Raw genomic sequence first — 13,010 nt, 5'->3', positions numbered from 1 at the left:
GCGCACAGCACGCATGGCAAGCTGCCATGCGTGCCGCCACCAGGCAAGCGGGCCGGTGCCGGCAGCCGCCACCACGGCAAATTGCCTATGCAGCCAGTGCTGGCATTAATTACTTGCAAATCGCGAGCTTGCGGGTATTTTTCAGCAAATGATGTCGTTACATAATCCATACAAAAAACTGTCAGATTTCATCAAAATTTGATGTTTGCCTTGTTATCATTCGTGCGCGTTTGCAGAGCCAGTTTGATGTTTGCCCACGGCCCGCCGTGACATAACAAAAGATGGTGCTCATCTGATGAAGAAGCGGAACGGGGCCTGCACTGTTCCGCCAGGTTAACCACACCAATCGGAGAGGCCTGATGACTAGCGTTATCCGTCCGTTTATTCCCGCCACCGCCCGTCGGCTGCTGCCCAATCGCTGGGATCTGATCGCTTTCCCGCTGATTTTGGGTTTTCTATTGTTTGCCACCACCGGTATCCAAGGTACCTGGGCCCCGATCAGCGCCCTGCAGACCGAACCCATCTCGCTGGATGCGGCCAATCTGCCCGAGTACGCCTTGCGTACCACCTTGCGCATGCTGGCCGCCATGCTGGCCTCCATCGTGTTCACCCTGCTTTACGGCACGCTGGCGGCCAAGAGCCGCCGCGCCGGCCAATTGCTGGTGCCCATTCTGGACATCCTGCAATCGGTGCCGGTGCTTGGCTACATCTCCTTTACCGTCACCTTTTTCCTGGCCTTGTTTCCCGGCCGGGTGCTGGGCGCTGAATTTGCCGCCATTTTTGCGATTTTCACCTCGCAGGCCTGGAATATGACTTTCAGCTTCTATCAGTCGCTGCGCACCGTGCCCAACGACCTGAAAGAAGTGTCGCAAAACCTGCGCCTGTCCGGCTGGCAGAAGTTCTGGAAACTGGAAGTGCCGTTCTCCATGCCGGGCATGATCTGGAACATGATGATGTCCATGTCCGGCGGCTGGTTCTTCGTGGTGGCCTCCGAAGCCATCACCGTGGGCGACAAGACCGTCACCCTGCCTGGCGTGGGTTCCTATCTGGCCATGGCCATTGCGCAGAAAAACCTGGCGGCAGTGGGCTGGGTGATTCTCACCATGACCGTGGTCATCATCATTTACGACCAGTTCCTGTTCCGCCCGCTGGTGGCCTGGGCCGACAAGTTCCGCCTGGAAGACACCATGTCGCAGGCGGCACCGGAATCCTGGGTGCTGAACCTGATCCAGCGCACCCGCGTCATCCAGCAGATCCTGCGTCCCTTTGGCAAGCTGCTGAAAAAGCTGGCGCGGCTGCGGCTGAACATCAGTCTGCCGCGCTTCATCGACAGCCCGGCGGAAGCCAGCGTTACACGCGGGCTGGACCTGCTGTGGGGGGCATGCATCACCCTGCTGGTGGCTTATGTCTGCTGGCGGCTGTACAGCTTCATCAGCAGTGAGGTGGGGCTGGGTGAAACCTTCAAGGTGATTGGCCTGGGCTTCATCACCCTGATCCGTGTCACCCTGCTGATTGCGCTGGCCTCCGTCATCTGGGTGCCGCTGGGGGTGCTGATCGGCCTGCGTCCGCGCCTGGCCGAGATGATCCAGCCGGTGGCGCAGTTCCTGGCCGCCTTCCCGGCCAACCTGCTGTTTCCGGTGTTCGTGGTGTTCATCGTCCACTTCAAGCTGAACCCGGACATCTGGCTGTCGCCGCTGATTGTGCTGGGCACCCAGTGGTACATCCTGTTCAATGTGGTGGCCGGTGCCAGCGCCTTCCCCAATGACTTCCGCGAAGCAGCCACCAATTTCCACATCAAGGGTTGGCAATGGTGGCGGCAGGTGATGCTGCCGGGCATTTTCCCCTACTACATCACCGGAGCCATCACCGCTTCCGGCGGCGCATGGAATGCCAGCATCGTGTCGGAAATGGTGTCCTGGGGCGATGACAAGCTGGCCGCCCACGGCCTGGGCGCGTATATCGCCCAGATGACCGCTGCCGGCGACTTTCCCAAGATTCTGCTTGGCATCTGCGTGATGTCACTGTTTGTCGTTTTGTTCAACCGTCTGCTGTGGCGTCCGCTGTATGCCATTGCTGAAAACAAGCTCCGTCTCAACTGAGCAGGGGGAAAATCATGCACAACGAAACCACAACCCTGCGGCAGGAAATCTTTTCCCTCAAGCATGTCGACAAGGGCTATCACAAGGGTGGCGAAGACGATATCCAGGTGCTGGACGACGTCAACCTCACCTTGCATGAAGGCGAAATCGTCGGCCTCTTGGGCCGTTCCGGCTCGGGCAAGTCCACCCTGCTGCGCATCATCGCCGGGCTGATTCAGGCCAGCAGTGGCGAAGTGAACTACTGTGGCCAGCCGCTGACCGGTCCGGCCGAAGGCGTGGCCATGGTGTTCCAGACCTTTGCCCTGTTCCCCTGGCTGACCGTGCTGCAAAACGTGGAAGCCGGGCTGGAAGCGCTGGGCGTGGAGCCCAAGGAACGCCGCCGCCGCGCGCTGGCCGCCATCGACCTGATCGGCCTGGACGGCTTTGAAAACGCCTATCCGCGCGAATTGTCCGGCGGCATGCGCCAACGCGTGGGCTTTGCCCGCGGCCTGGTGGTCAACCCCACCCTGCTGCTGATGGATGAACCATTCTCGGCGCTGGACGTGCTGACGGCGGAAACCCTGCGTACCGACCTGCTGGACTTGTGGAACCAGAAACAACTGCCGATCAAGTCCATCCTCATCGTTACCCACAACATCGAGGAAGCGGTGTTCATGTGCGACCGCATCATGGTGCTGTCGTCCAATCCGGGCCGTGTAGTCGCGGAAATCAAGGTGCCGTTTGCCCATCCGCGCAACCGGCTGGACCCGGCCTTCCGCAAGATGGTGGATGACATCTACGCGCTGATGACCCAGCGCCGCAGCGCCGACACCCTGCACAAGGTGCAGCTGGAAATCGGCAGCCCGCTGACTGAAGTGTCCACCAACCTGATGGCCGGCCTGATGGAAGCGCTGGCCGCCGCACCGTACAACGGCCGCGCCGACCTGCCGGAAATCGGCAGCAAGCTGCTGCTGGAAGTGGACGACCTGTTCCCGGTGGCCGAAACACTGGAGCACCTGGGTTTTGTCGAGCTGCGCGATGGCGATATCGAATTGACCGCTGCCGGCAAATTGTTTGCCGACTACGGCACGCAGGAGCGCAAAGTGCTGTTTGCCGAGCATCTGCTGCGCCACATCCCGCTGGCGGCGCGCATCCGTCGCGTGCTGCAGGAGCGTCCGGGCCAGCGCGCACCACGGCTGCGCTTTGAACAGGAACTGGAAGACTCGCTCAGCGACAGCGCGGCCGAGGAGACACTGGATACGGTGATCAGCTGGGGCCGTTATGCCGAGATCTTCTCTTATAACGACCACAGCGAAACCTTCAGCCTGGAAGACGTGGAAGGCGGGCAGTAAACAAGCTGCCCTGCCGCATCAAGGCCACATCGCCCGATGTGGCCTTTTTTCTGCCCGCTACCCGTGGCACCGCGGCAAGTACCAGCAACCGGCGCAGACAATCTGGTACGAATATTCTGGTTATTTTTTAATCTAAATCTGATGTCAATACTGCCAGTATCTTTTGTATTCACCACATGCCTGCGCTAAAAATAGCGACATGGCACCTGGGCCGCACGCAGGCAGCTACCTGGCTGGCGCTGCAGTGGCGCCGCCGCCTGAGCGCCTCAGCGACAATCTGCCGACCCGACAGTACCCGGCACCACGAAGCAAAAACCTGCTGCGGTGCGGTGCCTCCTTGCCGTACTGCTTGTAGTGTCTGCGTCGGCGCTTTGCCCCAGGGGCTACGCTATTTTGTCAGCCGCACTTAAATCGCCTGCGCCGTGATGCGCCAGGCGCAATTTGCAACACAGCCATGACTCATCATTACATGCCATATATCCGACCAAACCTCGTACGCGGCTACCTTCTGGCCACGCTGCTGATGCTGGCCAGCTTTTGGGCCCAGGCAGGCTGCAACAGTACAAGCTGGGCTGGCAGCGCCGTCGCGATTGCGGTGCCTGGCAGCATCCAGGTCAGCAGTCCGCAAGACGGCCCGCTGAACACACCCTTGTCCGGCTGGTTTTCTGTCAGTAGCAACAGCATTGTTTATTGCGCGCAGGGCGGTAACCTGATCGGGGTGTTCACCACCCTGCAACAAAGCCCTGGCAGCACCTCTACGGCAGGTACTTACAACGAGAACGGCCGCAGTTACACCATCTACAACACCAGCATTCCCGGCATTGGCTTTGTGGTTCTGAGTAGCGTAGTCGCCGGCGGCACCGGCTTTGGCGGCACCGCAATGACGGGCACCTCGGCACAGACCATTGCCTCGGGTACGGTCTTTCTCAATACCACCATTACCATCACGACGCAGGTAAGACTGATCAAGACGGCGCGCCTGACTGCCACCAGCTACACCCTGGGCAAAACCACTTTTGCCAATTACGCGGTATCAACCAACTGGGCAAGTGGTGGCGGGTCGGTATACATGAATGGCAGCACCCTGTCGCTGCAAAACACAAGCTGTACCGTCAACACCCAAAGCATCAGCGTCAGCCTGCCGACAATCAACACCGCCCAACTGCCCGCGCTCTCCTCTACCACCGGCAGTACCCCGTTCAGTATTGTGCTCAACTGCCCAAGCTCTCAAAACATCTACATGACGCTGACCGACAATAGCAATCCGCTGCGCACCAGTTCCATCATCGGCCTGGAGCCCTCCAACTCCACTGCCAGCGGCATCGGCATTCAGATACTGCGCAACGGCAGTCCGGTCCTGCTGGGGCCAGACTCCAGTAACGCCGGCAATACCAATCAGTTTCTCATTGGTCTGAATCAGCTAGGCAGCATCACCATTCCACTGTCGGCGCAGTACATCCGCACGGGGACGGTACAAAGTGGCAAGGTCAAGGCGGTGGCGACATTCACCATGTCATATCAGTAAGCCGGCAACGGGCAGACAGCTAACACGCCTGTCCGGAGCAGCCAGATCAGCTACAATAGGCGCTCACTCCCTGCCAGAAACCCCATGTCAGAACGCCAGTTTGAAGATATCGCCCGCGGCGACAGCACGCTGCGCCAGCTTACGCGCGAGGCCAATGCGCTGATGGCGCTGGATCAGGTGTTTCGCAGCCAGTTGCCACCGCAACTGGCCGAGGCCTGCCGTGCGGTGCGCATTCGCGATGGCGAGCTGGTGGTGTTTGCCAATAACGGCATTGTGGCAGCCCGGCTGCGCATGATGGGCAACAGCCTGTTGGCCCCGCTGGAGGCGCGCGGCTACAGCGCCAGCAAGGTGCGCATCAAGGTGGACATCCACCTGACGCCACCACCGCCACCGCCCAAGCGCATCGGCATCAGCCAGCAGGCGCTGGCCGAAATCGAAGCCGGCGCGCAGCAGGTGAGCAACCCGCTGGTCAGCGCGGCGCTGGCACGGCTGATTGCCCACCACAAATCCCGTTCCTGAGTTCAAGCCCGCCATGAAAACAGGCCGCAACCCTGAAGGGCTGCGGCCTGTGGCATGCAGATCGTCCGCTCCAGCTCAGATCACATAGTCCTGCTGTCCAGCGGCATCTTGCAGGAATACCGCCAGCTTGCGCGGCGTCACATACACGGTATCGCCCGGCACAATGCCCAGCGCGCGGAAGCGCTCCTTGCTGACTGCGGCCTCGATGGTCTGGCCATCGGCCTGCTGCAACTCCACCCGCACCACCGGCCCGACGGCGTGAATGTGTTCGACGCGGCCTTGCGCCAACGCGCCATCGGCTTGCAAGGTGAGGTCCAGATCATGCGGGCGCACATAGGCGATGGCGGCGTCACCATCCGCATCCTGATGCTGGCCCAGCGCCTGTTCATAACTGCCGATGGTGAGCTGACCGGCATCCACCCGGCCATGGAACAGGTTCACATCGCCCAGGAACTGGGTGACGAAGGGCGTGGCCGGATGTTCGTAAATGTCATCCGGACGGCCCACTTGCTCGATATGGCCGTGATCCATCACCACCACGCGGTCGGACACTTCCAGCGCCTCTTCCTGATCGTGGGTCACAAACACGCTGGTGATATGCATGTCGTTGTGCAGGTCGCGCAGCCAGCGGCGCAAATCCTTGCGCACCTTGGCATCCAGCGCGCCGAAGGGTTCGTCCAGCAGCAGCACCTTGGGCTCCACCGCCAGTGAACGGGCCAGGGCGATACGCTGGCGCTGGCCGCCGGACAATTGGCCGGGATAGGCATCGGCCAGCCAGTCCAGCTGCACCATCTTCAGCAACTTCATCACCCGTTCGCGGATTTCCTCTTGCGACGGGCGTTCGCGGCGCGGCTTCACCGACAAGCCGAAGGCCACGTTGTCGAATACCGTCATGTGGCGGAACAGCGCGTAATGCTGGAACACAAAGCCCACCTGACGCTCGGCCACATGGGTGTTGGTAGCGTCGGCACCGCCAAACAGCACCTGGCCGGCATCCGGCTTTTCCAGCCCGGCAATGATGCGCAGCAAGGTGGTCTTGCCGCAGCCGGACGGCCCCAGCAGCGCCAGCAGCTCGCCGGAAGCGACATCAAGGCTGACATTGTCCAGCGCGGTGAACTGGCCAAACTGTTTGCGGATATTGCGGATTTCAATGCTCATCGTGGTTCTCCGGCCGCCGCCTGTGGCAGCGGTTCACATCATTCGGTTCAGGGTTGTGCCGCCTGGGCTTGCATGCGGGCTTCGGCAGTACGCAGGGTGGAGGCCTGTTGCTGGCGGTGCAGCCGCCATTCCACCAGCGACTTCACCAGCAGGGTGATCAAGGCCAGCATGGCCAGCAGCGAGGCGCAGGCAAAGGCGCCAACAAAGTTGTATTCGTTGTACAGAATTTCCACATGCAGCGGGATGGTGTTGGTTTCGCCCCGGATATGCCCGGACACCACGCTGACCGCGCCAAATTCGCCCATGGCGCGGGCATTGGTGAGGATGACCCCGTACAGCAGACCCCACTTGATATTGGGCAGTGTCACCTTGCGGAAGGTCTGCCAGCCGCTGGCTCCCAGCACGATGGCGGCTTGCTCTTCATCCGCCCCTTGCGACTGCATCAGCGGAATCAGCTCGCGAGCGACAAAAGGGAAGGTGACGAATACCGTGGCCAGCACAATGCCCGGCACGGCAAAGATCACCTGCAGGCCGTGGTCCTGCAGCCAGCCGCCCACCACCGTATTGGCCCCGAACAGCAGGATGAACATCAAGCCAGCCACCACCGGCGACACGGCAAACGGCAGGTCGATCAGCGTGGTGAGCAGGCTTTTGCCGCGGAATTCAAAGCGTGCAATCGCCCAGGCGGCCGCCACACCAAACACCAGGTTGAGCGGCACCGCGATGGCGGCGGAAATCAGCGTCAGCTTGATGGCGGACAGTGCTTCCGGCTCCACCAGCGCAGTCAGGTAGAGCTGCCAGCCCTTGTGCAGCGCCTCCCAGAACACGCCAATCAAGGGCAGCAGCAAAAACAGGAACAGGAACAGCAGCGCCACGGCGGTGAGGGCATAGCGTACCGGGCGGCTTTCAGTCGTCAGAGTGGCCATGTTTACCCCTTAACGCGCACCGTGGCGGCGTGCGGCCCACCACTGGATCAGGTTGATCAACAACAGGAAGACAAAGGAAATGCCCAGCATCACCAGCGCCACCGCGGTGGCCCCTTGCTGGTCGAACTGATCGAGCTTGGAGACGATGATCAGCGGGGCGATTTCCGACACCATGGGAATATTGCCGGCAATGAAGATGACCGAGCCGTATTCACCGGTGGCGCGGGCAAAAGCCATGGTGCCACCGGTAATCAGCGAGGGCAGCGTGGCCGGAAAGATCACCCGGCGGAAAATGTCCCAGCGGCTGGCACCCAGGCAGGTGGCGGCTTCTTCCAGTTCTTTTTCCAGGTCTTCCAGCACCGGCTGCACCGTGCGCACCACAAAAGGCAGACCGATGAAGGTAAGCGCCACGATGATGCCCAGCGGGGTAAACGATACCTTGAGGCCCAGCGGCACCAGGAACTGGCCGATCCAGCCATTGGGCGCGTACAGGGTGGTCAGCGCAATACCGGCCACCGCGGTGGGCAGGGCAAAGGGCAGATCCACCAGCGCATCCACCAGCCGCTTGCCGGGGAAGGGGTAGCGCACCAGCACCCAGGCCACCAGAAAACCAAACACCAGGTTGATGAGGGCGGACAAACCGGCGGTGGCAAAGGACAGCCGGATGGAGGCCATCACCCGTGGGCTGCCCACCGCGGCGGCGAAACCGTCCCAGCCCATGCCCACGGTGGAATACACCAACGCGGCAAAAGGCAGCAGCACGATCAGCGCCAGCCAGAACAGGGTAATGCCAAAGCTGAGCCGGAAACCCGGCAGCACACTATGACGCAGATTCAGGATATTGCTCACGATGACTCCGCTTAACGCTTGCTGTAGATCTGGTCAAACACGCCGCCATCGGCAAAGTGCTTCTTGTTGACCGCCGCCCAGGAGCCAAACACGCTCTGCACGGTAAAGGTTTTCACATAGGGAAACTGGGCATCGAATTTCTGCGCCACGGCCTTGTCCTGCGGGCGCAGATAGTTTTGTGCGGCAATGGTCTGGCCTTCAGTGCTCCACAAGTAGCGCAGATAGTCTTCCGCCTGTTTGCGGCTACCCTTCTTGTCCACCACCTTGTCGACAATGGCCACCGGGTTTTCCGACAGCACCGACAGCGGCGGGTAGACGATTTCAAAGCTGCCACGGCCAAATTCGCGCGCAATCAGCTCGGCTTCGTTTTCAAACGTCACCAGCACATCGCCGATCTGGCGCTGCATGAAGGTGGTGGTGGCGGCGCGGCCACCGCCATCAAGCACCGGCACATTCTTGAAGATGCCCGCCACCAGCGCGCGGGCCTTGGCTTCACTGCCGCCCGGCTGTTTCAGCCCGGCACCCCAGGCGGCCAGATAGGTGTAGCGGCCATTGCCCGAGGTTTTCGGATTGGGGATGATCACCTGGATGCCCGGCTTGGCCAGATCGTTCCAGTCACGCACCTTGTGCGGATTGCCCTTGCGCACCAGGAACACCGTGGTGGAGGTAAACGGCACCGAGGCATTGGGCAGGCGGCTGGACCAGTTGGCCGGAATCAGGCCGCGGGTGGCCAGCAGGTCGATATCCGAGGCCTGGTTCATGGTAATCACATCCGCCGCCAGGCCATTGGCCACCGACAAGGCCTGCTTGCTGGAACCGCCATGCGACTGCTGGATGGTGACGGTTTCACCAGTCTTGGCCTTGTAGGCTTTCTGGAAGGCCGGGTTGTAGTCCTTGTAGAAATCGCGCATCACGTCGTAGGACACATTCAGCAAGCTGGCATCAGCCAGTGCATGAGCGGACAGGACGACGGCGACAAGACCGGCAAGGGCGCGCAATTTCATGATGGACTCCGGGATAAATGAAAATAGCCATCATGCTAACCCGCCGATTTTATTCTAAATAATAATATTATTTGATACATTTATATCTAATTATTCTATCAAGCCAAACGCCGCTGGCAAGCAACTTTCCAGAGCGCCACGCCCACTGCCAGGCAAACCATCACCGGCCAAGCCGCAACAGCCCCACAGCGGCCAGGAAGTGCCAGGGCTGAACGGTGCGCAGCCAGCCGGCAAGCCACTGGCGCGGTAATTGCATGGTGTGCCAAAGCGGCGATCAGGTATGCTGTTGCGCGCAAGCGGTTTGAGTCCTGACGGGTCCGGCAGCCCCTTCAGCACTGAAACCGTTTATTTTCAGGATCTGCCATGACCACACTCACTCCGCACCATCTGCGCCGTGAACTGAACGAAGAGGCCCACGCCCGGCCCTATGCCGCCATTGCCTCGCCCGCACGGCTGACCTCGCTCAGCCTGTACTACGATTTTGACGACGCGCCGCAACGTGCGGCGCTGGCCGACCTGGCCCAGCGCATGGGCCTGCCCGCCCCGCTGCCGGGACAAGCCTATTATTCGGCCAGTGCCGGCGACCTGACGGTACGCTGGTCGCTGCATACCGAGTTTGCCCGTTACACCTTCATCATCGGCGGCGATTGCAGCGACCCCTTCGACCGTACCGCGCTGGACCGCATTCCACCGGCCTGGCTGCAGGCCCTGCCCGGCGTGGTGCTGGTGGCACTGCATGCGGTGCTGCTGCCGGCCGAGCGGGAAACCGAGCTGGCCGACATGTCCAGCCGCTGGTTTGGCGGCCGCGAGCTGATTGGTGCCGAAATCGGCGATGGCAACGGTGCCGCCTACACCGATTTGCGCCTGCACCCGGATGCCCGGCTGGCCGAAGGCTTTTCCCGCTATGTGGTGGTGGATCGCGCCATGGGCCCCAACCAGTCAGGCCGCATGCTGCAGCGGCTGTTCGAACTGGAAACCTACCGCATGCTCACCCTGCTGGCGCTGCCCATTGCCAAGAAGCAGATGCGCGATCTGGACAATCTGGGCATCGAGCTGCGCGCCATTACCGAGCGCATGACCGGCAGCGAGGGCAATGGCTCGGACGCGCAACTGCTATCCGAGCTGACCGGCCTGGCCACGCGGGTGGAACAGCTTATTTCGGAAAGCCAATACCGCTTTTCTGCCGCACAAGCCTATTACCGGCTGGTGGAAGCCCGTATTGCCGAGCTGCGTGAACAACGCATTTCCGGCATGCAGCCCTTCCGTGAATTCATGGAACGGCGGCTGTCGCCTGCCATGAATACCTGCGACACCGTGGTGCGCCGCCAGGACCGCATCACCGGACGGCTGCAACGCACCACCGCCTTGCTGCGCACCAGGGTGGAAGTGCTGCACGAAGAACAGAACCGCGCACTGCTGGCCAGCATGGATCGTCGCGCCGCCTTGCAGCTGCGCCTGCAGGAAACAGTGGAAGGCTTGTCGGTAGGGGTGCTCACCTACTATATGGTGAGCCTGCTGCATCATCTGCTGGCAGCGGTGGAATCCATCGGCGTACACCTTAACGTGGAGCTGCTGACCGGCATTGCCATTCCGCTGGTGGCGCTGGTGGTGTGGTTCAGCATGCACCAGCTAAAAGCCTCATTGGGGAGCGGACACAAGGAACGATAAGCACCGCCAGCCAGCGCCCAGTCCGGATCGCTGGCTGGCTGGCTGCGGGCTGAAAGTTGGTTTTTATTAACTTTTCTTATTGTCAGTTGATAAACATTCCAGGAAAATTACCGCTTTAACCTCAGGGTTTACTTGGTCTTGCTTCAGTCAATGCGTATCCATGCGGATACGGTCACCCTGCCCTGGCGGCAGCTCGTCACTGCCAATACTGGCAATTGAATGAAACCAGCAACTGCACTCGCGCAGCAGACTTCAGCCCCACCCACCGTCCAATCACACGCCATGTCTCATCCCCAGCAGAAGCTCAAACCGCTGCTTGCCGGCTTCATCGCCATTGTCGTCGCCCTCTTGCTTGCCCTTGGCAGCATCACCCTGTTCAGCCTGCAGCGCATGGACCAGACCGCGCATTACGAACAGGACGTCACCAATGCGCTGGTACGCAATATGAGCGATGTGCGCTACCACGTGGTGCAAATCCAGCAATTTCTCACTGATGTCAGCGCCACCGGCGATGCCGACGGCTATAAGGATGCCGAAGAACACTACCAGGCCGTGCTGCAAAACCTGCCGGCCATGACCAGCCTGGACCCGCAACTGGGCAGCCGGGTGAATGGCATGCAGCAGGCGCTGGAGCAGTTTTACGCGGTAGGCAAACGCATGGCCAAGGCGTATATCGACGGTGGCCGCGAGGCAGGCAATGTGCTGATGAAGGAAAAGGGCAGCGGCTTTGACGACCGGGCCGAAACCCTCACCAAGCAAGTGGAAGCGCTCAATAGCGAAATCCAGCAGCACGACCGCACCGCCTATGCCGCCATGAACCAGACCGCAGCCGATTTGCGCCACATGATGCTGGGCCTGACCGCCATGCTGGTGATCGTGGTGGTACTGGGCGGGGTGCTGCTGTACCGCCGGGTGTTTGGCCTGCTGGGCGGTGAACCGGCGCTGGCCATGGAGGTGGCCAACCGCATCGCCAGTGGCGACCTGAGCCAGCAGATTGCACTCTCCGCCGCTAGCCAGGGCAGCCTGCTGCATAGCCTGGCCGCCATGCAGCGCCAGTTGCGTGACATCACCAGCAATATCCGCACGCTATCCGGCGAACTGGACAGCAGCGCCGACAATATGAGCGGCGCGGCGCACCAGTTGCAGCAGGCCAGCACGGTGCAAAGCGAATCCACCCGCTCGATGAGCGTGTCAGTGGAAGAAGTGTTGCAAAGCATCCAGCAGTTGGGCAGCCAAAGCGAAGACGTCGGCAACGAGGCCAGCCGTGCCGGTGCCATGGTGAGCGATTGCGAACAGCTGATCCATGCCACCGCCAGCGACATCAGCCACATTGCCCAGCGCATCGGCAGCGCCGCCAGCGCGATTGACAACCTGGACAAGCAAACCGACGCCATTGCCTCCATTACCCGCACCATTCATGACATTGCCGACCAGACCAATCTGCTGGCGCTCAATGCGGCGATCGAGGCGGCACGCGCCGGGGAAATGGGCCGCGGCTTTGCCGTGGTGGCCGATGAAGTACGCAAGCTGGCCGAGCGCACCGGTGTGGCCACGGTGGAGATTTCCGGTCAGATCGACACCATCCGCCAGGGCATGGGCGGTGTGGTGGAGGTGATGCAAAACAGCGTGGAGGCATCCAACCGTGGCGTGGCACAAACCCACAAGGCCAGGGAAGCCATCAGCAGCATCCGCCAGAATACCGACCAGATTGTCGGGCATATCCAGGGCATCAGCCTGGCCCTGCGTGAACAGCAAAGTGCCATGGGTGACATGGCGCAGCGCATCGAGGTGATTGCCAATATGACCGAGTCCAACCAGAGCACGGTGGAAGCCTCGGCAGCAGCATCAGACCAGCTCAACAGCCATGCCAAGGCCTTGCAGGCCGCGGTCGGCATATTTCGCAGCTAAGCCCGGCCTGCGGTGGGCGTAAA

General features: G+C 61.0%; 10 protein-coding genes. 6 read left to right on the top strand and 4 right to left on the bottom strand.

Annotated features, from left to right (window positions below; genetic code table 11):
• Window positions 1-359 precede the first annotated feature (359 nt).
• From DLM_RS21345 to DLM_RS21330, 4 genes are all read left to right on the top strand, one after another.
• Entirely contained in the window at window positions 360-2,099 is a 1,740-nt protein-coding gene (locus DLM_RS21345) for an ABC transporter permease (RefSeq protein ID WP_089082890.1), read from the top strand.
• 14 nt (window positions 2,100-2,113) lie between these two features.
• On the top strand, window positions 2,114-3,430 hold the full coding sequence (locus DLM_RS21340) for an AAA-associated domain-containing protein (protein WP_089082891.1): 1,317 nt from the start codon (window positions 2,114-2,116) through the stop codon (window positions 3,428-3,430).
• Window positions 3,431-3,884: 454 nt separating this feature from the next.
• Window positions 3,885-4,955 (top strand): fimbrial protein, encoded by a 1,071-nt coding sequence (locus tag DLM_RS21335; protein ID WP_089082892.1) that lies wholly within the window; start codon window positions 3,885-3,887, stop codon window positions 4,953-4,955.
• Between the two features lie 84 nt (window positions 4,956-5,039).
• Window positions 5,040-5,474, top strand: a complete 435-nt coding sequence (locus tag DLM_RS21330) for a DciA family protein (protein ID WP_089082893.1) — start codon at window positions 5,040-5,042, stop codon at window positions 5,472-5,474.
• Between the two features lie 75 nt (window positions 5,475-5,549).
• Here DLM_RS21330 and DLM_RS21325 read toward each other — a convergent pair whose 3' ends face one another.
• From DLM_RS21325 to DLM_RS21310, 4 genes are read right to left on the bottom strand one after another with little or no spacing between them, the layout of a single operon-like run.
• Window positions 5,550-6,632 (bottom strand): sulfate/molybdate ABC transporter ATP-binding protein, encoded by a 1,083-nt coding sequence (locus DLM_RS21325; protein WP_089082894.1) that lies wholly within the window; start codon window positions 6,630-6,632, stop codon window positions 5,550-5,552.
• A gap of 47 nt (window positions 6,633-6,679) precedes the next feature.
• Window positions 6,680-7,558 carry a sulfate ABC transporter permease subunit CysW gene (cysW, locus tag DLM_RS21320; protein WP_089082895.1) on the bottom strand — a complete coding sequence of 293 codons (879 nt, stop codon included), beginning with the start codon at window positions 7,556-7,558 and terminating at the stop codon, window positions 6,680-6,682.
• A gap of 9 nt (window positions 7,559-7,567) precedes the next feature.
• Entirely contained in the window at window positions 7,568-8,398 is an 831-nt protein-coding gene (gene cysT / locus DLM_RS21315) for a sulfate ABC transporter permease subunit CysT (RefSeq protein WP_089083031.1), read from the bottom strand.
• Window positions 8,399-8,418: 20 nt separating this feature from the next.
• Window positions 8,419-9,411: a sulfate ABC transporter substrate-binding protein gene (locus DLM_RS21310; protein WP_089082896.1), complete on the bottom strand. Its 993-nt coding sequence runs from the start codon at window positions 9,409-9,411 to the stop codon at window positions 8,419-8,421.
• A 363-nt stretch (window positions 9,412-9,774) separates the two neighbouring features.
• Here DLM_RS21310 and DLM_RS21305 point away from each other — a divergent pair, with 363 nt between their 5' ends.
• Window positions 9,775-11,079 (top strand): DUF3422 family protein, encoded by a 1,305-nt coding sequence (locus DLM_RS21305; protein WP_089082897.1) that lies wholly within the window; start codon window positions 9,775-9,777, stop codon window positions 11,077-11,079.
• A gap of 282 nt (window positions 11,080-11,361) precedes the next feature.
• The gene (locus DLM_RS21300) at window positions 11,362-12,987 is read left to right on the top strand and encodes a methyl-accepting chemotaxis protein (protein ID WP_089082898.1); all 1,626 of its coding nucleotides are present in this window, start codon (window positions 11,362-11,364) and stop codon (window positions 12,985-12,987) included.
• Window positions 12,988-13,010: the final 23 nt, after the last annotated feature.

This window comes from Aquitalea magnusonii, from assembly GCF_002217795.2.
GTDB lineage: Bacteria > Pseudomonadota > Gammaproteobacteria > Burkholderiales > Chromobacteriaceae > Aquitalea > Aquitalea magnusonii_B.
The sequence above is the reverse complement of the archived record's forward strand: the minus strand, read 5'-3'. Positions and strand labels throughout refer to the sequence as shown.

Coding starts and splice junctions, on each gene's coding strand:
- DLM_RS21345 (WP_089082890.1), top strand. CDS start 360: ATGACTAGCGTTATCCGTCCGTTTATTCCCGCCACCGCCCGTCGGCTG.
- DLM_RS21340 (WP_089082891.1), top strand. CDS start 2,114: ATGCACAACGAAACCACAACCCTGCGGCAGGAAATCTTTTCCCTCAAG.
- DLM_RS21335 (WP_089082892.1), top strand. CDS start 3,885: ATGACTCATCATTACATGCCATATATCCGACCAAACCTCGTACGCGGC.
- DLM_RS21330 (WP_089082893.1), top strand. CDS start 5,040: ATGTCAGAACGCCAGTTTGAAGATATCGCCCGCGGCGACAGCACGCTG.
- DLM_RS21325 (WP_089082894.1), bottom strand. CDS start 6,632: ATGAGCATTGAAATCCGCAATATCCGCAAACAGTTTGGCCAGTTCACC.
- cysW (WP_089082895.1), bottom strand. CDS start 7,558: ATGGCCACTCTGACGACTGAAAGCCGCCCGGTACGCTATGCCCTCACC.
- DLM_RS21310 (WP_089082896.1), bottom strand. CDS start 9,411: ATGAAATTGCGCGCCCTTGCCGGTCTTGTCGCCGTCGTCCTGTCCGCT.
- DLM_RS21305 (WP_089082897.1), top strand. CDS start 9,775: ATGACCACACTCACTCCGCACCATCTGCGCCGTGAACTGAACGAAGAG.
- DLM_RS21300 (WP_089082898.1), top strand. CDS start 11,362: ATGTCTCATCCCCAGCAGAAGCTCAAACCGCTGCTTGCCGGCTTCATC.